The organism is Bradyrhizobium sp. (genome assembly GCF_027307225.1).
Taxonomy (GTDB): Bacteria; Pseudomonadota; Alphaproteobacteria; order Rhizobiales; family Xanthobacteraceae; genus Bradyrhizobium.
The window spans coordinates 1-26154 of record NZ_DAHUXJ010000073.1; the positions used below are offsets into that span (position 1 = coordinate 1).

Sequence of the window (26154 nt, forward strand, 5' to 3'; positions counted from 1 at the left end):
TGATCCATGTCGATGACCTGATCGAGCCGCGAACGAAACAGATCCTGCTCGCCGCTGTCCCGCCGCTCCCGTGGCCGCATCGAAGCCCTCCGCTCATCACCTCGAGCAGCAGAGAATCACGGCTTCAGATTCGAGGGAATCCCCAACCGCAATTTGCAAGAAAATCGGCACCCAGGTCCCAATTTCTGGCAAATCCAATTGCACGAATTCCAGCAATTTCTATTGCCAGCCAGTCGCTTCGGGATTTTTCACGGACGACTGGAATAATCGCACCGCCCCTCAGCGCGATTTAGCCAGCTTCCGCAGCATCGCGTCATAGGCGAGCTTGATCCGGCGCACCGCGGGGTCCTTGTAGAGAAAGCCCTCGTTGCGGGCGTGAACGAGCATCGAGGCGTTGACCTCGAACACGACGACATTGCCCGCCACGTCCAGCCCGCAATCGATGCCGAAATAATCGAGACCGACGCGTTCGCGAATGGCTTGCAGGGCCTGCATCTGTGCCGGTCCGAACACTGCCGCACAATTGTCCAGGAATGCCGCTTCTTCCTGCTGCATCCACGGCTGGTTCGCCATGTCGGTGTTGATGTGGTGGAGTTTCCAGTCACGTCCGATGCAGAGGTGATAGGGCAGGATCTCATCGCCGACGAAGATGAAGCGGTATTTCCGAAAATGACCGTCGGCGGAAATATAGTCGATATATTCGATCAGATAGTGGTCGTGCTCCGGCCGCCGCGACAAGAACGCCGGCAATGCCGCGAGATCCTCGACTTTCTCGAAGTCATCGCCGCCATGGGTGCCCACGGGCCGGGCAAGACAACTCGACGAGAACGACAGCATCGCTTCCAACGCCGCAACGGTGCGGTTGGCGCCAGCCTTCAACCGCAAGGCTTGTGGCACGCGACATCCCGGAATTCCGGCCAATAGCCGCGCGACGGCATCGCGTGTCGTCTGTTGCACCTTGCGCGGATGGTTTACGACGGGCAGGCCAAGCCGGTCGACTAGGTCGGCGGCGAGCGGCAACAACGCTTCGGTCTGGTCGGCGTCCGAGACCAGGTTGACGACGAGTTGAATATTTTGCGCGCGTGCCGCGGCCTCATATTCGCGATCGGGAAACAGCGAAAGCGTATCGGTATCGAAGAACGCATCCTGGAACAGATATTCGGTCGGCGTGTTGCCGCCGAACGGCGCATACAGGGCCAGCACGCGAAATTCCGCCGGCCGCTTTGCGGCCGGGCGCTTGATCAGCGGCTGGATCCGCGCGGCTTGCGCATAGGCGGCCTGGGCGGCCTTGTCGTCACCCAGCGACTGCTTGATCGCGCCGATCCAGTTGATGCTCTCGGCATCCTGCGGATTGAGCGCAACCGCGTCCCGGAAGCTCGCGATCGCAGGCTCGATCTCGTTCAATTCGAACAGCGTCTTGCCAAGCAGGTGGTGGATACGGGCATCCTGCGGACGCTCGCCCTTCAGCTCGATGAGGACCGCTTTGGCGATCACGTATTGCTTGCCCATCATCAGCGCGTGAACCATGTCGGCGCGCGCGGCCCAATGCCTCGGGTTGAGCTTCAGCGCCTGAAGGTAGAGCTGGACGGCCATCTGATGCTGGCCGCCCCTCAAATGCAGGCCGGCGAAGCTGCACCAGCAGTCGGTCAGATGCGGGGCGATCTTCAAGGCCGCCTGGTAGTTGGCGCTCGCGAGCTGGAAATCGCCGCTTGCGGCGGCGACGTTGCCGAGCTTGGCGTAGAGATCGGACATCGTCTCGGCGGGTTCGGTTCCAGCCTTTTCGGCTTCGGCAAGTCCGCGCTGGAAGGCGGCGATGGCCTCCGTTGCACGTCCATCGCGGAACAATTGCATGCCCTCGCGCAAGCTTTGCTGGACGATCGAGCCCTCCTCTTCAGTGCTCGGGGAAGTACCGGCCAACGCCGTGGTCTGCATGCCTGTCGCCTTCGGATTGGCCGATTATTCTGCGGGAATGGCCCGCTTCGAGCTTTGCCAATTCTTGGTTAACAGGATGTTACCACCGCGGTTCGCGGAGCAAAACTCGCACCTACTGCTTGCGGCCGACCATTTCGAACACCGCGCCGGGATTATTATCAGTAAAGCGCAGTTCGAGCTCATGCAGGTTGGCGATGGCGGCCGCGATGCTCAAGCCGAGCCCGCTGCCGGGAACCCGATGTCCGCTCGATGTGCGGTAGAAGCGCTGAAATATCTTGTCGCGCTCCGCCGGCTCGACGCCGATGCCGCTGTCGCGCACGCGCACGACCGGCGATCCGTCTTCCCGAATCACCGCAATGCTGACCGAGCCATTATCCGGGGTGAACTTGATCGCGTTGCCGATCAGGTTCGACACGGCCTCGCGCATCAGGTCGCCGTCGCCAAGGATCTGGACTGGCGAATGGCTTTCCAGGGTCATCCGGATCGATTTCGACTCGGCCAGCGGCTCGTAGAACTCGAACAGGTCGGCGCAGATCGCCGACAGATCGATCTGCCGGAAATTACGCGATTTCGGGCTGTATTCGACGTCGGCCAGGCGCAAGAGCGCCGCCACCGCCAGCATGGCCTTGTCGATATGGGACAGCGCCTGCTTCACGACCGTGCGCAGTTCGGCATCGGCTGAGTTCTCAAGTCCGCGCTCGAGCTGGGCGTGAACGACCGAAAGCGGGCTGCGCAGGTCGTGGGCGATATTGTCGCCCACCCCTTTCAGCTGCACCAAAAGGCGCACGATCTCGTCGAGCATCAGATTGACGTCACGCGATATCTTGTCGATCGGATCGCGCCCCGACCCGATCGGCAGCCGCAAATCCGTATCGCCCTTCATGATCCGTACGATGGTATCATGGATGACGGTCAGACGGCGCGACGAGCGGCGCGCGAAATAGGCACCGATCGCAAGCGCCAGAAGCAGCATCGGCGCCAGGCCGGCGAGCAGCGCCCTTTGCACGATCCGGCCGAAGGCCAGGGTTTCGAGCAGGCTTCGGCCGAGCAGCATGATGTTGCCGTCGGGCCGCTGCAGCGCGACGAAAATGGCCGGTTCGATCCGGTTGTCGCTGCCGGGAACGCGCGTGGCCGGCACGAAGTGCGACTTCCCATCCACGGGAATGGCAGGCAACGCGTCGACATTGCCGAACAGGAACCTGTGATCGGCGTCGAACAGCGCCGCATAGTCGATGCGCCGCAGGTCGTTGGTCAGCCTGACCTCGAATGCACCCCGCAACTGCTCGACCGGACGGTTGACGCTCTTGGCTGCTTCCGTCTCCAGAATGAGCCGGTTTCTCGCCTCGTTGGTCTCTCCGATCTGGAAGTAAACCAGCGCGAACACCGCCGTGGTCGCCACGGTCGTGACCAGCACGAAGGCGAGCGCGACGCGTACCGCCGAGGAACGGAAAAATTCAAGCATTCGCGTTTAGCATGAAGCCCGCCCCGCGGATATTGACGATCAGCGAGGGCATACCTTTGGTGTCGATCTTTTTCCGCAAGTTGCTGATGTGGACGTCGACGACATTGGTCTCAAGCGAGAAGTGATACTGCCAGACTTCCTGCAACAGCATGGCGCGGGTAATCACCCGTCCGGGATGGCGCAGGAAATACTCCAGAAGCCGGAACTCCCGCGGCAGCAATTCGATCTTGAGGCCGCTGCGATGAACGCTCTTCTCGATCAGATCCATTTCGAGATCGCCGACGCGCAGCTTCGTGGTGCGTACGTCGTCGAGCCGGCGCAACATCGCCTCGACGCGAGCGGCAAGTTCGACCATCGCGAACGGCTTGGTCAGATAATCGTCGCCGCCCGCCTTCAGGCCCTTGACCTTCTCATCGACGGAAGACAGCGCCGAGACGACCAGAACGGGCACCTTGATGCCCTCCTTGCGCAGAGCCTCCAGCATCACGAGGCTGTCCTCGCCGAAGACGATCCGGTCCATCACCATCATCGCGGCATCGCCGACCCGCGCCGCATCGGCGGCTTCAGCGATCGAGGCGAGCCGCACCAGATAGCCTTTGCTTTCGAGCTCGCCCTTTACCTCTTTTGCCATCTCCTGCTCGTCCTCGACGAGCACGATGGTTTGTGCACGGGTGTCAGCCTTGTTCGTCAACGGCTCGCTCCCTTACCCAGTGGTCCGATTCCAACATTCGTTCCCCTTCTCGGCGGGCTCCTTTACGAATGTTAGAATCACGGGGCCACTGGAAAATCTCGGTCTCTGGTGTCCCGATTCCGAAGTTCGCAACGTGGCACTGGAATCAACAAGTTTGCTAGTGCCCATAGCTTTCCGAAGTCCGTGAATGGTCCTGCCGAGATGTAACACGGACTTCGGAAAGTGGGCACTAGAGCTCCGATTCCGAAGTTCGCAAGCTAGCCGCGGCACCTCTGATGCGAGCTTGGGAATCAAAGGAGCTCTAGTGCGGTGAATTTGAAGTTCCTATCAGTTCCGCGGTAACCTCGTCATAGGAACTTCAAATTCCAAACCGCACTAGAATCACATAGTTGGCTAGTGCTCCTTTGATTCCGAAGTTCGTAAACGTGGAGCCGCAATATGATACGAACTTCGGAATCGGAGCACTAGTAACTTATTGATTCCTAGTGCGACTTCAAATTTGAAGTTCCTATAACGGACTTGCCGCAACGCTGATAGGAACTTCACATTCGCCGCACCAGGGTCAGGGCGTCAATCCCGGCGGTGGTGGCGGCGGCAGCGGATGCGGCGGGTCCTGCGCGAGGCGCTTGACCGCTGCAACGACTGCCGGATCCGGATGCCTGACCGCTGGAATGACTTCGTTCGGCGGCCAGCCGCCACCAAGCGCCTTATAGAGCGCCACAAAGCTGTCGCCTTCAAGGCGGACCACTTCGGCGCGCTGCTGCTCCAGCGTGAATTGCTGCCGTTCCGCATCGAGGACGTTGAGGAAGTCAGTCAGGCCGCGGTCGTAGCGCTCGGTCGCGACCTTGGTGGCCTGGCGGGCGGCGTCAAGCGCGAGATCGAGGCTGCGCAGGCTTTGGCGGAAACCCTGGTAGACGGCATTCGCCTCGTCGACCTGCTGGACCGCAGTGAGGATGGAGGCCTTGTAGGCCGACGCAAGCTCATGGGCATGGTAATCGGCGATCTCGATCTTGGCGTCGAGCGCGCCGAAATCGAGGATCGGGGCGTCGAGCGTCGGCCCGACCGATCCGATCCAGGTGATGGGAATGGTCGAACCGGACCGGGGACCCGTTTGCGCTCCGCCGCCGGCGGTAATGGCCACGCTCGGGAACAGGTCCGCCGTGCGGGCGCCGATATCGGCGACGGCCGCAGCGAGGAGCCGTTCGGCCTCGCGGATATCGGGGCGGCGGCGTAACAGGTCGACGGGCGTTCCGGCCGGGGGGCGGGGCGGCAGGCGCGGGACGGCGCCGGAGCGCTGCAGACGGCGGGAAATGGCCCCCGGATAGTCGCCGATTAGAACGGCGATGGCGTAGGCATTGGCGGCGATCTGGGCCTTGAGCGGCTCGACATCCGCCTGCAAGGTCTCGACCTGGCGCTTGGCGAGCAGCACGTCGAGTTCATTGGTCAACCCGCGATCCAGACGGGTCTGTGCGAGATCCTGCACCTTCCGGGAGGCTTCGATATTGTGATAGACGATCTGCAAACGCCCCTGGCGGGCGCGAAGGTCGAAGTAGAGACGCGTGACGTCGGCAGCCATCACCACGTAGACCCAGTCGCGCGCTTCCTTCAGCGATTCGGCCGTATAAGCCTGCTCCTCGACGCGGCGCGCAATCTTGCCGAAGATGTCGATCTCCCATTCGGAGTCGAGCCCGCCGATCGCGCTGATCTTATTCAGCCCGGTGCTGTTGTCGGCGTCGCGCAAGGATTGCGCGGCCCTCCCTTTGGTCTCGTCGGTTCCGGTCCCAACGCCGCCCCCGGCGCTGCCATTAAGCTGCGGCGCGGCCTGTGCGCCGATCACGACCAGCTGCAGCCGCGCCTGTTGCAGGCGATCGAGCGCGATCTTGAGGTCGAGATTGTTCTGGATCGCAAGGTCGATCAGGCTGTTGAGCTGCGGATCGTGCAGCGTTCGCCACCACTGCCACAGCTCGTCGCTGGGCTCGCCGGATCGCAGCGGGCCGCCGGCGGGCGGCACCGTATAGCGGGCGGGAACGGCGGCATCGGGCGTGAAATATTCGGGGCCGAGCGAGCACCCTGCCAGTGCTCCGGCGGCGGCAACCAAATACACGAACCGTTGGATTCTCATGCACCTATTCCAGACGCTAGATTGTCGACAGGCGCCAAACAGCAAATGCCAATGATTGGACGTCGTCCGCTGCACCGACGTCAACCCACCCGAAAAACTTTGGCGGACCCTGTTGTCAAAAGGCAACGGAGATGGCTCATCTCACTTCGGCCTCGTGAGCCGGAGAAGGCGTAGCTTCCTTTGCAACCCGGACCTCATCGCCTTGCGACAACGAATCCGGCGGACTGTCGATGACCTTGTCGGATGTACTGAGGCTGCCCAGCACCTCGAACTCGGTTCCAAGGTTGCGGCCGAGCTTGATCGACTTGAGCTCGACCTTGTTTCCGGGGCCAAGAAGAGCAACCTCAGGTCCATGCTCGCGAAAGATCAGGGCGCTGGTCGGGATTCGCAGCGTGCCGGGATTGTTGGCGAGGTTGAAACGGACCTGGGCGAAGGTGCCCGGCTGCAAGAGGTTGTCGGTGTTGGCGGCGTGGAGCTCGACCAGCAAGGTTCGCGCCGCCTTGTTGATCGCCTCCGACGTGGTCGCGACGACCGCCTTGAACGTCTTGTTCGGATATTGCGGCAGTGTCATCTCGGCAGTCAGACCGTTGCGGATATCGGCCGACTGCTCCTGCGGGACCTGAACGAAAACCCGCATCTGACTGACGTCGGCAACGCGGAATAGCTGGGGACCTGTACCGCCGCCGACACCGCTGCCGGCATTGATCAGCGCGCCGATATCGGTGTTGCGCTGCGTCACGATGCCGTCGAAAGGCGCCCTAATGTGCTTGAAGTGCTCGAGCGCGGTGAGCCTGTCGACTTCGCTCTGGTTGACATTGGCCTCCGCGATAGCCGCCTTGTAGCGCGCATCGGCGCTCCCGAACTCGGCCTTCTTCGAATCCGTCTCCTGTTCGGAAACCACGCCCTTCGGCGACTCGCGCCAGCGGGTGTAGGTCGTCTCGGCGAAGTTGCGCTCGGCCTTTCTCACGTTGACCTGCGCTTCGGCCGAATTGAGCTTAGCCTTGGCGGCCGCCAACTGCGCGTCGAGATCCGGCGCATCGATTTCGGCCAATAGCTCGCCTTTCTTGACATGCGCGCCGAAATCGAAATTCCAGGCTTTGAGATAGCCGCTCACCCGCGCATAGATCGGGGCCTCGTACCAGGCCTCGATATCACCCGGCAGCGAGATCTGCTGGCCGGTGACACCCTTCTTCGGCGTCACCGTGGCAACGGTCGGGATGGCGAGTTCTGCGGTCCATTTCGCGACCTCGCTTTCCTGCTGCCGGCGCCACAGGATGCCGGCGACGGCAATGCCGATCGCGACGAGAAGCGCGATGCCGCCAATCCAGCGCGACCGGCTCGGCGGCGGCGCTATCCTATTCGGCCGGGTGTCCGATTCCGGCGGCACATGATGCGGATGAGAATCAAGCAAGGCATTTCTCCCAGGCCACTAGCGGTCCGATTCTAACATTCGTATCCCCCGCAGCGAACATTTGGCGAACGTTAGAATCGTAAGACCGCTAGTGCCCACTTTCCGAAGTTCGTGCTCCATCGCAGCACCCACCTTCACGAACTTCGGAAAGTCATGGGCACCAGCAAACTTACTGATTCTAGTACCGCAATATCGATCTGAAGTCCCTGATCGAATTCGCCGCTTGTGGCGCATGGACTTCAGTTCGGCGGTACTAGCAAGCATATCTTTGTAGTGGAGTTTTGGATTTGGCATTCGCTTTTCGGACTCGCGGTTACGTAGGTATCGGATGTCAAATCCACTCCACTAGCTCGCTCACTCCATGGCCGCGTCAGCTGTCGCGGAACCGCTGGTCTTGCGGTGAAGAACACTGAAGACAACCGGAACAAAGAACAAGGTTGCGACGGTCGCAACCGCAAGTCCGCCGATCACGGCGCGGCCAAGTGGCGCGTTCTGTTCGCCACCCTCGCCCATCGCCAGCGCCATCGGCACCATGCCGATGATCATAGCGAGCGCCGTCATCAGCACCGGGCGGAAGCGGGTGAAACCCGACTCCAGCGCGGCGGTCGTGGCGTTCAGGCCGTTTGCCAGACCTTCGCGGGCAAAACTGACCAAGAGAATACTGTTGGCGGTCGCAATGCCCATGCACATGATCGCGCCCGTCAGGGCCGGCACCGATAGCGTCGTACCGGTCATGAACAGCGTCCAGACGATGCCGGCCAGCGCGCCAGGGAGCCCCGTAACGATGATGAACGGGTCGAGCCAGGACTGGAAGTTGACCACGATAACGAGATAGATCAGCACGACGGCGCCGGCGAGCCCCAGGAAAAGCTGGCTGTAGGCGCTGTTCATCGTGTGCACCTGGCCACGGATCGCCGTATAGGAGCCGCGCGGCAGGTCCTTCTTGGTTTCGTCCAGGATCCTCGAAATGTCCTTGGAGACGGCGCCGAGGTCGCGCCCTTGGGTATCGCCGAAGATATCGATCACCGGCTGCACGTTGTAGTGCGACACGACGCCTGCGCTCGGGCCCTGGCTGATCGTCGCCAACCCGCCCAGATAGCGCTGTCCGCCCACGCCTTTCTCGGAAGTCGTGATCGGGATGTTCGACAGGTCGGAAATGCTGTTGACCCTGTATTGTGGCATCTGGGCCACGATCGGATAGGACACGCCGTTTTCCGGATTGAGCCAGAAATTCGGCTTCACCTGACCGCTGCCGGAGAGCGTCACGAGGAGGCTGTTGGCCACGTCGCGCTGGGTCAGGCCGACATCGGCGGCCATGGTCCGGTCGACGTCGACGTTGATCTGCGGATAGTTGAAGATCTGCTGGATGCGAAGATCGGCAATGCCGGGCACCAAGCGAATCTTCTTCATGACTTCGTTGGCGTAGTCATAGTTGGCCTTCTGCTTGTTGCCGACGACCTGCACGTCGATCGGCGCCGGCAAGCCGAAATTGAGAATCTGCGACACGATATCGGCGGGCAGGAACGAAAAGGTGGTACCGGGGAATTTCTGCGGCAGGATCGTGCGCAGCTTCTTGACGTAATCGGCCGTCGGACTGTGGTCTTCCTTCAAGCTGATCAGAGCATCGCCGTCCTCGGGACCGACCGTACCAGTGTTCTGATAGGCCATGTTGATGCCGGAAAACGGCAGCCCGATGTTGTCCACAATATTCGCGAGTTGATCGGGCGGAATGGTCGTACGCACCGTCTGCTCGACGTTTTCGAAGAGACTCGCCATCTCCTCGATCCGCGTGCCAGGCTGGCCGCGCACATGCATCAGGATCTGGCCGGAATCGACGGCCGGAAAAAAGTTCGACCCCAGGAACGGCGCCAGTCCAAATGACACAACGACGCAGGCGAGAAAGACCACCATGAAGGTTTTCGGCGCCCCGATCGCCCTGACCAGCAACGCACGGTACCCGCCGCGAACGCGTTCGAACTGCCTTTCAAAACCCTGCTGGAACCGGAGCAGCGGATTACGCGAGCGGACAGGCAGGAGATCATGACCGATATCGGTCTCGATCGCATGATGATGAGCGCTCATCAGGTAGTTGGCCATCGTCGGCACGAGCGTGCGCGAAAGAATGAACGAGCCGATCAGCGCGAAGACGACGGCCTCGGCCAGCGGCCGGAACAGATAGCCGGCGACGCCGCCAAGCTGGAACATCGGCACGAACACGATGCACAGGCAAAGCAAGGTGACGAAAGCCGGGATCACGATCTGCTGCGCGCCATCCAGGATCGCCGGTTCGATCTCCTTGCCCTGCTCGAGGTGGTAGTTGATGTTCTCGATGGTCACCGTGCCGTCGTCGACCAGGATGCCGACGGCAAGCGCCAGTCCGCCCAGTGTCATGACGTTGATGGTCTCGCCCATCAGCGACAGCGCAGTGAGCGAGAACAGTACGGCGAGCGGAATTTCCGTGAGAATGATAACGGTCGAGCGCCAGCTGCCGAGAAACAGCAGGATCATGACGCCGACAAGCGCCGCCGCCAGCACCGCCTCTCGAATGACGCCGAAAACCGCCGCCTTGACGAAGACCGACTGGTCGCCGACGGCTTCGAGGTGAAGGCTCGACGGGAGGCTTTCCTTGACGCGGGTCATGAGCGACTTGACGCCGCCGATCACGTCCAGCGTCGACGCCGCTCCAGCCTTCAGGATGGTCATCAGCACCGCGTGCCCGCCGTTTACCCGCACGAGATTGGTCTGCGGCGGCGAGCCCTGGTGAACGTAGGCGACATCGCGCACGAAGATCACGGTGCCGTTGACCTTCTTCACCGGCAGGTCGTTGATCTTCTCCAGATTGACGGGGCTGGCGTTGAGCGAGACGTTCCAGTCGAACTTGCCGATCTTCTGATCGCCGGCGGGCAGAGTCAGGTTCTGCACCGAAACGGCATTGACGACGTCCTCGGCCGAGACGCCGTGCGCCTGCATCGCCTGCTGGTCGAGATCGATCTGCACCTGCAGAACCTTGCCGCCATAGGGCGACGGCACGGCGGCGCCTCGCACGGTCGCGAGTTGCGGGCGGATGAAGTTCTGCCCGAGGTCGAACAACCGCATCTCGGGCAGTTGCTTACTCGACAGCGCCAATTGCAGGATCGGCACGCTGGAGGCGTTGTAGCTCAGCACATAAGGCGGCGTGATGCCGGGCGGCAGCAATTTCAACACCGTCTGCGAGGCCGCCGTCACCTGCGCCATCACGGCGGCGATGTTGACGTCCTTCTGGAAGAATATCTTGACCACGCCATAGCCGGCGAGCGACTGCGACTCGATGTGTTCGATGTCGCTGACCTGCGCGGTCATGTAGCGCTCGTAATAGTAGATCACGCGCCCGGACATGTCGTTCGGCGGCAGGCCGTTATAGCTCCAGACGACGGCAATGACCGGGATGTTGATATTGGGGAAAATATCGGTCGGGGTCGTCAGCGCGGCACGGAGGCCGAACAGCGCGATCAGCACCGCGAGGACCACGAAGGTGTATGGGCGCCGCAGCGCGGTCAGAACGATCCACACGGCGCTATCCTCTCGAAAGCCAGCCGAGGCTTCGGCGGCAGCGTAGCGACTTGCAATCAGGATTCAACGATCTCGGCGAGGAATCCCCTATTCCCCGCCAGGTCCGGATGGATAGCTTCATGATAAACGCTTGTATCCTTCCAGACACCCAACGCGAGCAGACGCCCAACGAGATCGAAAGCGCGAAAACCAGATCGGTCCTAGCCCGCAGCCGGAAACGCGCACGTCCACTGCTCCGCGAATGATGGAAAGCCTGCCGCACTGCCACAACTAATATAAAATTTATTGTCGGATCAGGATGTTCCGTGATCTGCGCGGCCCCGATCCTGGGGCCGAAAGCGCCAAAAAAACGCGACCTAATTCCGCTGCTTCACAGAGCTGTCATACGCACCTGCCCCGACACGCCGGGCCAGGCGCTCTCACAACTTTCGCGGCCGGCCTCGCTTGGCAAAAACCAGGCCCCGCTCGTCGGCATTGCGGCGAAGCGCGCCCGCCAATTTGAGGGCTTCATTTCGCTCGGGTCCGGGCGCCATCCGGCGCGCCTGCTCCAGCGCATCCGCGGCAGCTTCGTCCTGATCCAGTCGATTCCGATCAGATGAGCGTGGCATATCCTTGCTCATCGCCTCATAGCGCTCCCTGCCCGCGTCGCTGTTTGAGATTCGTGTTTGGATCACGGGCCCAACAAAGATTGGCGCGATTTATAATCATCGTCAACGATTGTGTTCCGCTTAGCGGAACGCCTCTTAAACCATTGATTCAGCGATAACTTATTCATTCAAGTGATCGAGGATGAGACCGCGCGGGGATCGCGCTGCGGCCATCGGCCGCTTTCGACCTGAGCGAGAAAATCGCCGACAATCCGGTTGTATTCCTCCGGTTCCTCGATGTTGATCACGCCGAAGGCACGGCCGTTCCGTCCGCCATCAGGTGTCTTCCCTTCCGTTCGACAATCAGCCGATAGGCATGAGGCTGGCGATGAACGTCGAAATTGAAGGTGGTGCGCTTGTAGGAATTGCACAGATCGAGATCGCAGCACGCACGTGCGATCTCGTCGCCCCTGGTGGTGCAGGCGGCTGCGACTTCACCTGACGGCGCGATGATGCAGCTCCCGCCGATCTGATCGACACCTTCCTCGATACCTGCCTTGGCGACGCCAACCACCCAGGTGCCGTTCTGGTAGGCGCCTGCCTGCATCACCAGCTGATTGTGGAACAGTGAAAGCTCGTCATGCTCCGGTGCGGGCGGATTGTGCACCGGCGTGTTGTAGCCGATCAGAACCACCTCGACGCCCTGCAGCCCCATCACACGATAGGTCTCGCTCCAGCGACGATCGTTGCAGATCGCCATGCCTATCACGCCGCCGAACGCATCGACGACGCCAAAGCCGGCGCCGGGCTCGAAGTAGCGCTTCTCGAGGTGCTGGAATTTGCGCCACGGCTCGTGTTCGGCATGGCCGGGCAAATGAACCTTGCGGTATTTTGCAACGATCCGGCCGCTCTTGTCGACGAGAATCGACGAGTTGTAGCGATGAAGGCGGCCATCCTCGAGTGCCAGTTCGGCGTAGCCGAGGCAAAAGCCGATACCGAGTTCGCCGGCGAGGTCGAACAAGGGCCGCGTCTGCGGCCCCGGCATCTCCCGCTCAAAGAAGCAATCAATCTCTGCCTGATCTTCCATGTACCAGCGCGGAAAGAACGTCGTCAGCGCCAGTTCGGGATAGATGATGAGATCGCAGCCGGCGGACTGCGCCTCGCGCATCAACGCCGACAGCCGCGCCACCACCTCCGTCCGCGTTTCATTTCTGGCGATGGGACCGAGCTGGCCCGCCGCAATGTTGATCGAACGCACTCGAAAGCCTCCTTCACGCGCCCGCCGCCGTCGCGGTCTCATCCATCCGGCCGGAGCGGTGAGGACGCCGGGCCAGCGGCCTTGGCAACCGGCACCGCCGGGGAAATACCAGGCGGGAGTTTGATATCGCTCACATATAGACCATGATGTCCGCCGACGCCGCAATCGGCAGGCGGAAAGGCAGATGTTTCAGGCACAGGATCCCGATTTCCGCGAGCGCGTGCGCTCGAGTTTTGCGCGGCAGCAGGTGATGGCGACGCTCGGCATCGAGATCGTTCATCTGGGGCCGCGCGAAGTCCATCTGGCCATGCTGCCAAACAGCGCTTACACCCAACAGCACGGTTTCATCCATGCCGGCATCATCACCACTGCGCTCGACAGTGCCTGCGGCTACGCCGCGTTCACGCTGATGCCGCCCGACGCCGCGGTGCTGACCGTCGAATTCAAAACCAATCTGCTCGCTCCTGCCAAAGGCGAGCGGTTCATCTTCCGGGCCGAGGTGATCAAGCCCGGGCGAACGCTGACCATCTGCGATGCGCGAGCATTTGCATTCGAGGGTTCGAAGGAAAAGCTCGTGGCGACAATGACGGGGACGCTGATGGCGATCACCGGCCGGCAGGGCGTTGCGGGGTAGCCAGGGCAAAAGCAGGTTACCCCTGCGCTTGCGCATCTTGACCTCCCGATTTGGTCACGGCTCTTATCGTCTCGGCCACCGCCATGCTTCGTGCTGCCCATGATCCGCAGCGTCAATTGCATAACAATAAAAGGCGGTGCGGGAGCGACGTGAAAGGACAAGATGAAGATTCAACAGATCAAGGTCAATTTCGTCCGTCTGCCGCCGGAAGAACCTTTGGTCGGCGCGCCCTACATGACCGGCATGATGTGCGAATTCTTCACGGTACAGGTGCAGACCGACCAGGGCATCGAAGGCATCGGCGTCACGGCATTCGGCGGCAAACTGGTACGACCGCTACGCGCCGCGCTCGAGGATTTCGGCGAGTTGATCAAGGGCGACGACCCGCTGCGCGTCGAACAGGCGACAGCCAAGCTGCGCGCCGCATCGGCGTCATGCGGCTCCGGCATCGCGATGCTGGCGATTTCGGCGATCGACACCGCGCTATGGGACATCCGCGGCAAGGCTTGCAACGTTTCCTTGGCGCGACTGTTGGGCGGTGCACGCGACAAGGTGCCGGCCTATGCCAGCGGCGCGCTGTCGCGCACGACACCCACCGACAAACTGCAACGCGCGGCAGCCGCGCTGGTCGAAAAGGGCTATCGGCAGATCAAGACGCAAATGGCGGTGGAAGGGCTGACGCCGCGCCAGGAAATCGAGCGCATTCGCCTGGTCCGTGAAGCCGTGGGCGAGGACGTCAACCTCATGGTGGATATCAATCAGCGCTGGAGCGTCGCCGAGGTGATCTCGATCGGTCATCGCATCGAAGATCTGGGCCTCGGATGGCTCGAGGACCCCACGACATGCGACGATCATCAGGGACACGCGAAAATCGCCGATGCGCTGACGACGCCGATCTGCGCCGGCGAATACCTCTGGGGCATCGAGCCGCATCGGCAGGCGTTGTCGCATCACGCAAGCGACATCACCATGATCGATCTGCTGCGCGTCGGCGGTGTGACGCAATGGATGAAGGTCGCCGGTATGGCGGAGGCTTTCAACAAGCCTGTGGCCAGTCATTTGCTGCCGGAAATCCATGTCCACCTGGTCGCGGCCGTGCCGAACGGGCTGGTCGTCGAATATATGCCGTGGACCTGGCGCCTGTACGAAAATCCGCCGATGCCGGTCAACGGCGAAATCGCCGTGCCAGGTGGGGCCGGACTCGGATTGAAGTTCGCACCGGACCTGTTCGCGAAATATGGCGTCAGCTGACTCGATGACCGCTGCCGTCGATCAGTTCTGAAACGCTTGTCTCTGCTTCCTCAAAACAGCAACACGTCGTCGATCGCCGCTGCCGGCTGGCTGGCCGGCATCTTTGGCGCGAGGCCAAAGGTCCTGAGCAACAGCCAATGCACCTCGCGCTCGCGCTCCATGGTGTAGGCGGTGAACAAGCCGGCGAGAACGGCCTCATCGGCGGCGGCGAGTGATGTCTTTTTGCCGGCGTCGACCGCATCGAGCCGATCCGCCAGCCGAGGCAGCGCCGCGGCATTCTCACCGAGCTTTGTCATCAGCTGCGAAGCCGAGCCGATCAGATTCTCGAACTTTCCGCCGTCTTCGATGAGGCGGCGGATCAGCTCAGCGAGCCGGTTGTTACCCGCCTCGATCTCCTGCAGGGCGTGCAGAAGCTGCGGCTCGAGCCTTGTCAGTTGGGCAGGATCGCTGCGCAGCCGCAACGTGCGCAGCTCTTGCGCCGAAGTTTCGATACCTTCGAGCGCCGGTTTCAAGCGCGTAGCTCCAACGGACATCTGGTCCGCGGTCGCCTTGAGCTCATTGGCGATCACGACAAAGGCATTACCCCTGCGGCCGAGGTGGCCGGCTTTCAATGACGCGTTCATACCGATCAAGGTGATGTCGACCACAGCCTCGGAAAGCCCAGCGATCGTATCGCGAAACTTGCGAAGCGTGTCTTCCACCAGCGTCAACGCGTCATCGACCGACCTGCCGGCGCTCTCGCAGGTTACTATCAGGACCGAAGCATGAGCCAGGATCTGCCGGATGCGGACCAGGAAGGGAGACGAGTCGCCGCTGCCGCTGCCGTAGAGCGAGCGGCCCTGGTCGACGACACCGGCGGCATCGGACGTAATTGCCGACAGCGCGCCCAGGATCTGTCCGATTTGCTGCCGTAATTCACTTTCAGTGTCCTTCAGCTGCATCGCCTCGAGGGCACAGATCACACCCGGATCGGCGGCGGCAGCGGTCGGAGGCGCCAGGCTTGGCGCGGAAACGCCGGCGAGCGCGAGGCCTTGGCGGAAATGCTCCAGGCGCTGACGCGTACTATCGCCGGCCTGGAGCGAGACGATGGAGCGGCCGACCGACTCGGCTACCTTCTTGGCGCTCCGGCCGGCGAGATCGGCCAGATGCACGCTTTTCGCACGTTGTTCCTGCATGCTGGAATAAGCGGTGGTCAGCTCGCCAGCTTCGGAAATGAGCTGCGCGTGATAGCCGAGTTCGAAATCGTTCTGCCTGCCAAGAGCAATCTCAACCGCCTTGGAGAGCAAGTCCTGATCTCGTGCACATGCTTCCAGCGATTGCAGCACTGCCTTGGCAAGCTCGTGGGCTTCCTTCGTGAAGGCCAGAAAGCCTTCGCGATCCTCCGCCAGCGAGGCCGCCTCGATTCGCGCGCTGCGTGCAATGATCGCGATCATCTGGACGTGCTTGAAAAGCGGCTTGAGCAGCTCGGACGCCTCGCTCGCGGCTTTGATAAGACCTGCCAGCAGCCTGCTTTCGGCCGGCAACGCCTGCGCCAAACCGTTCAGCCCGTCCGCGATATCGTGGAGTGCTTCGGAAGCCTCTTCGATCTGCGCGCCGGAGAGTTCCTCCGACATCGACGTCAGCGCCTGGCTCAGGCCTTTGAAAATCGCGTGACCGCGGCCGAGGTCCTGGCCCGCCCGGGTAAAGCTTTCCTCGATGCGCGACGAGACGTCGTCCGCGGCAGCCATCGCGGCGTTGATTGCATCGCCCTCGTCGGTGACGAACATCGCACGCTCAATCCGCCAATGCGGGCTGCCCCGCTTGATTCCAGAGCATGATCTCGCGCGGGATCTGGCTCAACGAAACAACCTTCTCGACGGCGCCCAGCGCGATCGCCTCTTTCGGCATGCCAAACACGACGCAACTTTCTTCGTCCTGCGCGCGCGTGGTCGCACCCAGCTTGCGCATTTCCATCAGCCCCCGCGCGCCATCGTCGCCCATGCCGGTCATGATGATGCCGAGCGCATTTCGGCCGGCATACTGCGCGGCGGAGCGGAACAGCACGTCCGCGGATGGCCGGTGCCGCGACACCGGCGGTCCGTCCTTGATGGCGATGTGGTAGCGCAGCCCCGTGCGTTGCAGCAGCATGTGGCGCGAGCCTGGTGCGATATAGGCCCACCCGGGCTGGACCGGCTCGCCGTCTTCGGCTTCCTTCACGTTGATCTGGCAGACGCCGTCGAGCCGCCTCGCAAAGGCCGCGGTAAATCCCTGCGGCATGTGCTGCACGATCAGGATGCCCGGACAGTTCGGCGGCAGCACCTCCAGCACATCGTTGAGGGCTTCGGTGCCGCCGGTGGACACGCCGATGCAGACGATGCGCTCCGTCACGGGTCGCGAGCGTCCCTGGACCGGCGGTGGTATGATGGCATCGGCCGTCAGCTTCTTCTCGATCGGCGAGCGGCGCGCCTGCCGCGGCCGCACCCGCGCACCGGCCGCCGATTTCACGGAGTCGCGCAGCCGGCCCGAACATTCGATCAGCGCCTGGCGCGTATCGATGCGCGGCTTGGGAACAATGTCGACCGCTCCGGCCTCAAAGGCTTCGAACATCAGGTTCGAGCCTTCCTCCGTCAACGATGAGCAGATGATCACCGGGATCGGATGCTGCGCCATGATCTTGCGCAGGAAGGTGATGCCATCCATGCGCGGCATCTCGATGTCGAGAATGATGACATCGGGCACTTCATTTTGCAGGCGGCGGGCAGCCGCGTACGGGTCCGAGGCGGTACCCATGATGGCAATGCCGGGATCCTCGGACAGAATTGTCGAGAGAATCTGCCGCACCGACGCCGAATCGTCCACGATCAGCACGCGAACTGGTTGGCTCCCCATCCTGGCGTCTCCTAGACCCTGAACACTGTCGGCTGAACCTGTTTCAGCCCCGGCACGACGCTGTGCACCATCGACTCCGAATGTCCGACCATCAGATATCCGCCCGGCCGCAAATGCGAGCACAGTTGCTCGACGACCTTGCGCTGGGTCTCGCGCTCGAAATAGATCAGCACGTTGCGGCAGAAGATGATGTCGACGTCCCGATCGACAGGATATTTCGCATCCATCAGGTTCATGCGCATGAAATGAGTCGTTCGCCGCAGCTCCGGTACCACGCGCACCTCGTCGCACAGCGGGTCTCTTGAACGCAGGAAGTAGCGTTTGACGAATTCGGGCGGGACCGGCGAAATCGTCTCGCGCGGATAGATCGCAGCCCGGGCCTGTTGCAGCATGGCGCTCGAGATATCGGTGCCGAGGATGCGGAAGGCAAAGCGCGAGCCGGTCCTTGTCATGTCGTCCAGCACGATAGCGGCGGTATAGGCTTCCATTCCGGCCGAAGAGGCCGCGCTCCAGACCTTGAGCTGATTGCGGCTGTGTGCCTTGAGCAGCGATGGCACGGCAGCCTCTCTCATGAAGGTGAAATGCGCCGGCTCGCGGAAGAAATCCGTCTTGTTGGTGGTCACGGCATCGATGAGGTGCGTGAGCTCGGAATCAAGCTGATCCGCTTCGAACAGCGTCTCGACATACTCATTGACGCCGGAATAGTTGAGCGCGCGGACACGCTTGTGCAGCCGTCCTTCCAGCATCAAGCGCTTGCCGGGCGGCAGCTTGATGCCGACCTGGCCTTCGATCAATTGGGCGATCGAGCGGAAATGCCGGTCTGACAGATGTAACGCGCTTGCCGGCATTGCAATGTTCACAGCACTCACGCCGCAACCGGCGCGTCAACTTGGACCTTCTCTGCCGGCATTCCGTCATGCGCCATCAGGCGCTCGAGATCGAAGACGATAACGAACTTGTCGCCCTTGCGCCCGATCCCGGCAATGTATGCCGATTGCCAGCGGCCGCCGACGGCGGGCACCGGCTCCATTGAGTTCTCATCGATACCGGTGACTTCATAGACGCAATCGGCCACAAAGCCGACGCCGACCACGCGATCGCCGATCGGCACGTCGAGAATGATGATACGGGTGGCATCGGTTGCCGGCACGCTTGGCAGGTCGAGCTTCAGCCGCAGATCGACGATCGGATAGCCGCTGCCCCGCACGTCGATGATCCCGAGCAGGAAGTGCGGCGCATGCGGCAACCGCGAGATCGGCCGCATGTCCAGAATCTCGCGGACGTTTCGGATACCTATCCCGAACGTCTCGCCTGCAAGACCAAGGGTCAGATACTGCGCCTGCTCAGCCATATTGCGTTCCTCAACCCTTGAGCCTTGCGAGAGGCGCGGCTTCGAAAGGCCGCGCCGAATTCCTAGCGGACAAATTCGGCGTCGCGCTCGTCGGCTGCATCATCCATCGCAAAGGCAAAGCCACCGCCGTTCGCTGCCTTGGCGAGGCGAGCTGGCCTTGCTGCCGGTGCTTTCTTGCCGCCGCGGTCAGCCGCCGCCATGCTCGCTGCTTTGGCCTTGAGCTGGCTCACGGCGCGGTCAATCGGCGCCGTCCTCGTCCCTTCGTGGCCGTGATCGATGCGGAAGAAGGAGATGGTCGACTGCAGCTGCTCGGCCTGGGACGCGAGTTCTTCGGAAGTTGATGAAACCTGCTCCGAAGCGCTGGCGTTCTGCTGTCCGACCTTGTCGAGCTGCTGGATCGCCTGGTTGATCTGAGCCGAGCCGACGTCCTGCTCGCGGCAGGCCGCGGTAATCTCGACCACGAGCTCGGCGGTTTTCTTGATGTCGGGCACGAGCTTGGCGAGCATCGCACCTGCATCCCGCGCAACCTTCACGGTCTCGGTCGAGAGCGTGCCGATTTCGGCGGCGGCCGACTGGCTGCGCTCGGCGAGCTTGCGCACCTCGGATGCAACGACCGCAAAGCCTTTGCCGTGCTCGCCGGCGCGTGCCGCTTCCACGGCAGCGTTGAGGGCAAGCAGGTCGGTCTGCCGGGCAATCTCCTGCACGATGGTGATTTTCTCTGCGATCGTCTGCATGGCCTCGACCGCGCGACCCACCGCCGCGCCGCTGGCTTCGGCGTCTCTCGCAGACTGCGCCGCGATCTTCTCGGTCTGATTGGCGTTTTCGGCGTTCTGCTTCACATTCGAGGCCATCTCCTCCATCGAGGACGATGCCTCCTCCGCGGAAGACGCTTGCTCGGTCGCGCCCTGCGACAGCTGCTCGGCGCTGGCGGAAAGTTCCTGGCTGCCGGCAGATACGTTCTGCGCGGCCGTCAAGGCTTCCGATACGATCTGACGAAGCTTTTCCGTCATCACATTGAGCGACTTGATCAGGTCACCGATCTCGTCATTGCTGAAGACAGTAATGGTCTGGTTGAGATCGCCACTGGCCACCGCGCCGGCAAGACCGACGGCCCGCCCGAGTGCCCGGCTGATGCTGAGGGCGATCCAGAGGGCTGCGACGACGGCAACGACAAGCGAAGCGATAATGAGGCAAAGTACGAAGAACTGGCCGCGGCTGGCTTCCTGCCTGGCTACTTCGTTCTGTTCGCCCATCAATTTCTTGACATGCACCACATATTCTTCCGCGACGGCGAGCGTGTCGTCCATCGCCTTGCGCCCCGCGCCGATGGAACTCTCAACCGCCTTCACCTTGTCGGTCTTCATGAGTCTTGCGGTCTCGTCTTCGGTCGTGTTGACCCGGCCATGATCCGCGGCGAAACGGTCAAGGATCTGCTTGCCGGCCTCGTCGGCAGACGCGTAGATGTCACCCCTCGTCTTGGAAACGACGGAACGGTACTTGATCATCTCGGCGTTAAATCGCTCCGCCTCCGCATCGTTCTCGGCGGACAGCAACGCCTTCTCGGCGCGGTTCTGCAACAGAAGCTGCTTCTGCAACTCACCGGCCAATTCGATGCGGTTGGCGCGCGACACCAGGTCGCTCATGCTCGCCATCATGTCGCTCAGCTTGGTGTAGGCCATCGTGCCCGCCACGGCAGACAGAATGATGATGACACCGAACGCACACGCCAGCTTTGCCTTGACAGAAAATCTCATCTTCAACCCCCTCTCGTCTCAGCCCCGAGACGCGTTCAATTCAGGATACATTCTCGGCGCTCTGGCCCCCGCCAGAGACGTCGTTAGCGATAGAAATCTGCATCACGCTCATCGGCCTCATCATTCATCGCAAGGGCGAAGCCGCCGCCGCTCACCGCTTTGGCGGCACGAACCGGCTTGGCCGGCGGCGCCTTCTTGCCCCTGCGATCGGCCGCGGCCATGGTCGCCGCCTTGGCCTTGAGCTGGTTCACGGAGCGGTCCATCGGCGCCATCGCCGCCGACATTGCTTCGTGGCGTTGCTCGATGCGGAAGAAGGAGATGGTCGACTGCAGCTGCTCGGCCTGGGACGCGAGTTCCTCGGAGGTCGACGACACCTGCTCCGATGCGCTGGCGTTCTGCTGACCGACCTTGTCGAGCTGCTGGATCGCCTGATTGATCTGCGTCGAGCCGACGTCCTGCTCGCGGCACGCGGCCGTGATCTCGACGACGAGATCCGCGGTTTTCTTGATGTCCGGCACGAGCCTCGAGAGCATGGCGCCGGCTTCCTGCGCGACCTTGACGGTGTCGGTCGACAGCGTACCAATCTCGGCAGCTGCGGCCTGGCTGCGTTCGGCGAGCTTTCGCACTTCGGATGCGACCACCGCAAAGCCTTTGCCATGCTCGCCGGCGCGTGCGGCTTCCACCGCGGCGTTCAAGGCGAGCAGATCGGTCTGGCGGGCGATCTCCTGCACGATCGTGATCTTTTCCGCAATCGTCTGCATCGCGGTTACCGCGCGGCCGACCGCGGCGCCGCTCGCTTCGGCGTCCTTCGCAGACTGCGCTGCGATCTTCTCGGTCTGGTTGGCGTTTTCAGCATTCTGCTTCACGTTCGACGCCATCTCCTCCATCGAAGATGAAGCTTCTTCGGCAGACGAGGCCTGCTCGGTCGCGCCCTGCGACAGTTGCTCTGCACTAGCGGAAAGTTCCTGGCTGCCTGCGGAGACGTTCTGCGCCGCAGTCAACGCTTCCGCAACGATCTGACGGAGTTTCTCGACCATGCGCTCCAGCGCGATGCCAAGCGTATCCTTGTCCGACAGCCGTTTGGCCTCGACGAGAAGATTGCCCTGCGCAATCTGATCGGCAAGCGACGCTGTTGCTTGCAGGTTAGCGGTCATCGACTTCAGCTTGTCGCTGAGTTGCTCGGTCTGGCCGCCATACGCCTTCTCGATCGTCTGCGTTAGATCGCCGACGGCGACGGCACTCACGGTCCGGGCAATGTCCTGAAAGGCGCTCTCGACGGCGAGCACGCTGCCTTCCATCTTGCCCACTTCGTCACGGCGACCCGTCTCAACGGGCGTTGCGAGGTTCGCCAGCTTTGCGGCGACGGCCGATACTGGACGCGCGACGGTACGAGTCAGCAAGAATCCTATCCCGAACGCGATGATCAGATTGGCGCCCGTGCCGATAATGATCACCTTGGTCATGATATCGAAAGCTGAGTCCTGCGCCTGGTGACGCGCCGTCATCAGGGCTTGTTCTGTTCCGATGATCTCGGCGACCTTCGTGCGGACCACGGCCATGGCCGCCTTTCCGGCACCGCTACTTTCCATATCCTGCGCTTCCTTGCGGGTCTGCTCGTTACGCATCAGCCCGATGGCGCGCTCTGCGATGTCCTTGCGCCAGTTCTCGCCCGCCTTTTGTACCTCATCAAATCTGGACATCTGGACGGGGTTGTTTGCGGTCAGTTCCTTGCCCTTGGCGACGATGGCGTCGAAATCTGACTGCCCCTTTCTGTACGCGCCGAGGAGCTTCTCTTCGCCGCCGATCAGAAAGCCGCGATAACCTGTCTCCTGGTTGATCATGCCGCTGAGCGCGCCATTGGCAGCCGCGAGGACCTCCTGCGTGTGCTGTGTCCACTGCGTCGTCTGCTGCACTTCCCCCGATTTCAGGTAAATCACGGCATTGGCGGCCATGATCGATGCAAGCATGAGGCCCAAGGCCAGGATGAGCTTGCGCGGAATCGTCAGATTGTCGAAGAGTTTCATTGGAGAGCCTCTGGGGGCACTAGCTGAAGATGCGGTCTATGTTCGGTACGATCACAAACTCTTCACGCCATTTGGTGATGAAGCGGATGAACTCCGGCTTCCAATGCATGCCAACGCGCGGCGTCTGCTGCACGTTGCCGCGCGAGATCTCGGTGACCTCGTAGACCTTGTCCGCGGTGACACCGACCAGCACGGGCTCATTGTCGATCGAGACCTCGACCACCACGATGCGGGTATCCGGGGAATCCTCCGTCAACGGCATGCCGAAGCGGATGCGGAGATCGGCGAGCGGAATCACGTTGCCCCGGACGTTGATGACGCTCGGCACGAAGGCTTTCGCACCGGCAACCTTCGTGACCGGGACGGGATCGATGATCTCACGCACAAGCCCGGCATCGAGCGCGAATTTCTCGTCGCCGAGGCCGATCATGACCACCTGAATCTCGCCGTCCTGACTGGCTGCGGTGTCCTGCATCTGCGAAGCGGTCATCAGGCGGCCTCGTTCATTTGCTGCTTCTCGACCTGGGACTGCGCCAGAGCAACGAGCTGCACGACATCGAGGATGAGCGCCGCGGTGCCGTCGCCCAGGATGGTCGCGCCAGAGAAGATCGTGACGTCGGAGTGCAGCTTCGACAGCGACTTGATGACGGTCTGGTGATTGCCGATGATCTGGTCGGCAACCAGGCCGACGCGGGTTTCGCCGGTGGAGATGATGATGGTCTTCTGATGCGGTTCGGCCGCGCCGGACATCTGGAGGATCTCGCGCAGGCGCAGGAACGGGACGAGGTCGCCCCGCACGTTGAGGAAGCTGCGGCCGCGCGAGCGCTGGTCCCCAGCCATCAGCTCGACGCACTCCTCGACTGCCGAGAGCGGAATGATATAGCGGCCTTCGCCGACGCGGATCAGGAGGCCTTCGATGATCGCCAGCGTCAGCGGCAGCCGCAATGTGACGGTCGTACCCTGGCCCGGCTTGGTCGAGATATCGATCGAGCCGCGCATGTTCTCGATCGTGCGCTTGACCACATCCATGCCGACGCCGCGTCCGGACAGCGCCGACACTGTCTGCGCCGTCGAGAAGCCCGGATGAAACAGGAACTGGTGGATCTCGTTGTCGGTCAACGCCGCGCCCGGCGCGATCAGACCCTGTTCTTCAGCCTTGGCGCGAATGCGCGCGGTATTGAGGCCGCCGCCATTGTCGCGCACGGTGACCAGCACCTGCGCACCTGAATGCACCGCCTGCAATTCGATCCGGCCCGGCTCGGTCTTGCCGGCCGCTGCGCGGGCGGCATTGTCCTCAATGCCGTGATCGATCGCGTTGCGGATCAGATGCACCAGGGGATCGGCCAGGCACTCGATCATGGTCTTGTCGAGCTCGGTGTCCTCGCCGGAGGTGACGAATTCGACCGGCTTTTTGAGATCGCGCGAGAGGTCATGAACCAGCCGGCGGAAGCGCCCGAACAACGAGCCGATCGGCACCATGCGGGCACCCATGGTGGTGTCGCGCAGGCTGGCAGCCAGCCGCTCGATTTCCTCGGCAATCATCTTGATCGAGAGATCGGAACCGTTGGCGGCCAGCTGGCTGAGCCGCGCCTGCGCAATCACGAGTTCGCCGACGCGGTCCATCAACTCGTCCAGCCGCTCAGCCTGCACGCGAACGGTCGCGATGCCACGGTCGTCAGCACGCTTCGGCTCGTCGCGCTTGGGCTCGGCTGTCTTGACCTCGCCCGCGGGCGGTTCGGGCGCATTCGCTGCGGCGACGGGCTCAGCAGGCGCCTTCGGCTCGACCGGAGCAGCGTCAGCGAGCAGCGACGGCGCAACCATTGGCAGTTCCGCCTGCGTCAACGGCGTCAGCGTGAGCTTCATCTCATCGACAACAAACATGAAGACATCGTCGATCGCGGCCTTGTCGCAATCGGCGTGCAGCGTGACGTCCCACTTCAGGTAACAATATTCCGGCTCGAGTTCATCGAGCAGCGGGACGCCGTCGGTGACCGGAACGACGAAACATGGCCCGATCTTGCAAAGGTCCTCGAGCAGGTCGATCGGATTCGAGCCGTTACAGAGGATGTGGGAATCGAACTCCAGATGCAGTTGCCAGCCGGCCGACCCCGGCTCTGGCACGGGAGCGGGCAGATCCGCCTGCGCGGTTTGCACCTGAGCAACGGCCGCAGCCGCCGGCGCAACGAACCGCTTCAAGTCGTCCAGGATGGCGTCGCCGATAATGGAGTCTGTCGTATCGGGAGATTCGATCAGCGCACGGATATAGTCCTTGGCGGACAGCGCCACCGAGATCAGCTCTTGGGTCGGCCTGACCTCGCCCTTGCGCACCAGATCGAAGGCGGTCTCGAATTCGTGGGTGAAAGCGGCGACCTTGTCGAAGCCGAACATCGCGCCGGAGCCCTTGATCGTATGCAGGGCGCGGAAAGCTGAATCGACCAGTTCGCGGTCGTCTGGACGCTGGCACAGATCGAGCAGCGCAGCTTCCAATGTTTCGAAGAGTTCGGATGCTTCCTGACGAAATACTTCGGTCGGATCGAGTGCGCTCATTTACCGCACCAGCTTTGCAAGTACTGCGAGCAGTTGCTCCGGCTTGAAGGGCTTGGTGATCCACCCCGTCGCACCCGCACTTTTGGCTTCCTGCTTGACCGCCTCATTTGACTCCGTGGTCAGAAACACGATCGGCAAGCCGGTAAGCGTTGGCTGCTTGCGCAGCGCTCGGATCAATTCGAGGCCGTTCATCGTCGGCATATTGAGATCGGTGATGACAAGGTCCGGCCGCTTCGACTGCGCCATGGCGAGGCCCTGCGCGCCGTCACCGGCTTCGATGACGTTGTGGCCGGCCGGCTCCAGCGTGACCTTGATCATCTGGCGAATGCTTGGGGAGTCGTCGACCGTCAACACCGTGGCCATCACGCGCCTTCTTTCTTGTTGTTGAACGGATTGTCCGACACCGCCGGATTCAAGAACCCGCAGCGGCGAAGCGTATTGTGAAAGTTCTGTGAGAACGCGGTCAGGACGACCGAGCGTCCCTGCGACTGGCCGGTCTTCGCCGTAGAGAGCAGGAGCTGGATCGAGGTGACGTCGGCCTTGGTGACGCTCGAGCAGTCGATTTCAAGCGAATGCTGGCGGCCGAAGGCATCGCGGATCAGATCATAGACGCTGCGGATGGCGGATATGCTGCAATCGGCGGGCAGTCGGAGCGAGCGTTTTGGCTCCGTCGGATTATGCATCTTGGTGTTTCCCCGCGGATGTGAAGTCGC

The 26154-nt window shown here is 62.1% G+C and carries 20 protein-coding genes; 3 read left to right on the forward strand and 17 right to left on the reverse strand.

Annotation, left to right across the window (positions count from 1 at the left end; all coding sequences use genetic code 11):
* Window positions 1-279: 279 nt before the first annotated feature.
* From M6D32_RS12500 to M6D32_RS12525, 6 genes are all read right to left on the reverse strand, one after another.
* Entirely contained in the window at window positions 280-1932 is a 1653-nt protein-coding gene (locus tag M6D32_RS12500) for a tetratricopeptide repeat protein (protein WP_298256505.1), read from the reverse strand.
* Between the two features lie 112 nt (window positions 1933-2044).
* Entirely contained in the window at window positions 2045-3394 is a 1350-nt protein-coding gene (locus M6D32_RS12505) for a HAMP domain-containing sensor histidine kinase (RefSeq protein WP_298256507.1), read from the reverse strand.
* Window positions 3387-4085, reverse strand: coding sequence for a response regulator transcription factor (locus M6D32_RS12510; RefSeq protein ID WP_298256509.1), 699 nt, complete (start codon window positions 4083-4085; stop codon window positions 3387-3389). Before M6D32_RS12510 ends, M6D32_RS12505 begins: the two co-directional genes overlap by 8 nt.
* Before the next feature lie 562 nt (window positions 4086-4647).
* On the reverse strand, window positions 4648-6183 hold the full coding sequence (locus tag M6D32_RS12515; RefSeq protein WP_298256511.1) for an efflux transporter outer membrane subunit: 1536 nt from the start codon (window positions 6181-6183) through the stop codon (window positions 4648-4650).
* Between the two features lie 160 nt (window positions 6184-6343).
* Entirely contained in the window at window positions 6344-7618 is a 1275-nt protein-coding gene (locus M6D32_RS12520) for an efflux RND transporter periplasmic adaptor subunit (protein WP_298256513.1), read from the reverse strand.
* A gap of 354 nt (window positions 7619-7972) precedes the next feature.
* Window positions 7973-11167 carry an efflux RND transporter permease subunit gene (locus tag M6D32_RS12525; protein ID WP_298256515.1) on the reverse strand — a complete coding sequence of 1065 codons (3195 nt, stop codon included), beginning with the start codon at window positions 11165-11167 and terminating at the stop codon, window positions 7973-7975.
* Window positions 11168-11472: 305 nt separating this feature from the next.
* Here M6D32_RS12525 and M6D32_RS12530 point away from each other — a divergent pair, with 305 nt between their 5' ends.
* Complete coding sequence (locus M6D32_RS12530) at window positions 11473-11766, forward strand: hypothetical protein (protein ID WP_298256517.1); 294 nt, start codon at window positions 11473-11475, stop codon at window positions 11764-11766.
* Between the two features lie 292 nt (window positions 11767-12058).
* Here the strand turns inward: M6D32_RS12530 and M6D32_RS12535 are convergent, their stop codons facing one another.
* Window positions 12059-13003, reverse strand: a complete 945-nt coding sequence (locus tag M6D32_RS12535; protein WP_298256646.1) for an N-carbamoyl-D-amino-acid hydrolase — start codon at window positions 13001-13003, stop codon at window positions 12059-12061.
* Window positions 13004-13196: 193 nt separating this feature from the next.
* On the opposite strand from M6D32_RS12535, the gene M6D32_RS12540 reads away from it, so the two are divergent.
* Both M6D32_RS12540 and M6D32_RS12545 read left to right on the forward strand, forming a co-directional pair.
* Window positions 13197-13646: a PaaI family thioesterase gene (locus tag M6D32_RS12540; protein WP_298256519.1), complete on the forward strand. Its 450-nt coding sequence runs from the start codon at window positions 13197-13199 to the stop codon at window positions 13644-13646.
* Window positions 13647-13808: 162 nt separating this feature from the next.
* Window positions 13809-14897, forward strand: coding sequence for a mandelate racemase/muconate lactonizing enzyme family protein (locus tag M6D32_RS12545; RefSeq protein ID WP_298256521.1), 1089 nt, complete (start codon window positions 13809-13811; stop codon window positions 14895-14897).
* Window positions 14898-14947: 50 nt separating this feature from the next.
* Here the strand turns inward: M6D32_RS12545 and M6D32_RS12550 are convergent, their stop codons facing one another.
* The 10 genes from M6D32_RS12550 to M6D32_RS12595 form a co-directional block, all read right to left on the reverse strand.
* Window positions 14948-16663, reverse strand: coding sequence for a chemotaxis protein (locus tag M6D32_RS12550; RefSeq protein WP_298256523.1), 1716 nt, complete (start codon window positions 16661-16663; stop codon window positions 14948-14950).
* Window positions 16664-16670: 7 nt separating this feature from the next.
* Complete coding sequence (locus M6D32_RS12555) at window positions 16671-17765, reverse strand: chemotaxis response regulator protein-glutamate methylesterase (RefSeq protein WP_298256525.1); 1095 nt, start codon at window positions 17763-17765, stop codon at window positions 16671-16673.
* Window positions 17766-17776: 11 nt separating this feature from the next.
* Window positions 17777-18613: a CheR family methyltransferase gene (locus M6D32_RS12560; RefSeq protein WP_298256648.1), complete on the reverse strand. Its 837-nt coding sequence runs from the start codon at window positions 18611-18613 to the stop codon at window positions 17777-17779.
* A 17-nt stretch (window positions 18614-18630) separates the two neighbouring features.
* Window positions 18631-19116 (reverse strand): chemotaxis protein CheW, encoded by a 486-nt coding sequence (locus tag M6D32_RS12565; protein ID WP_298256527.1) that lies wholly within the window; start codon window positions 19114-19116, stop codon window positions 18631-18633.
* 62 nt (window positions 19117-19178) lie between these two features.
* Window positions 19179-20870: a methyl-accepting chemotaxis protein gene (locus M6D32_RS12570; RefSeq protein ID WP_298256529.1), complete on the reverse strand. Its 1692-nt coding sequence runs from the start codon at window positions 20868-20870 to the stop codon at window positions 19179-19181.
* Window positions 20871-20953: 83 nt separating this feature from the next.
* Window positions 20954-22894, reverse strand: coding sequence for a CHASE3 domain-containing protein (locus tag M6D32_RS12575; RefSeq protein ID WP_298256531.1), 1941 nt, complete (start codon window positions 22892-22894; stop codon window positions 20954-20956).
* Window positions 22895-22913: 19 nt separating this feature from the next.
* Window positions 22914-23384 carry a chemotaxis protein CheW gene (locus M6D32_RS12580; RefSeq protein ID WP_298256533.1) on the reverse strand — a complete coding sequence of 157 codons (471 nt, stop codon included), beginning with the start codon at window positions 23382-23384 and terminating at the stop codon, window positions 22914-22916.
* Window positions 23384-25441 carry a chemotaxis protein CheA gene (locus M6D32_RS12585; protein WP_298256535.1) on the reverse strand — a complete coding sequence of 686 codons (2058 nt, stop codon included), beginning with the start codon at window positions 25439-25441 and terminating at the stop codon, window positions 23384-23386. Before M6D32_RS12585 ends, M6D32_RS12580 begins: the two co-directional genes overlap by 1 nt.
* On the reverse strand, window positions 25442-25804 hold the full coding sequence (locus tag M6D32_RS12590) for a response regulator (protein ID WP_298256537.1): 363 nt from the start codon (window positions 25802-25804) through the stop codon (window positions 25442-25444).
* The gene (locus M6D32_RS12595) at window positions 25804-26124 is read right to left on the reverse strand and encodes an STAS domain-containing protein (RefSeq protein ID WP_298256539.1); all 321 of its coding nucleotides are present in this window, start codon (window positions 26122-26124) and stop codon (window positions 25804-25806) included. The genes M6D32_RS12590 and M6D32_RS12595 overlap by 1 nt, the downstream gene beginning before the upstream one ends.
* Between the last annotated feature and the right edge of the window lie 30 nt (window positions 26125-26154).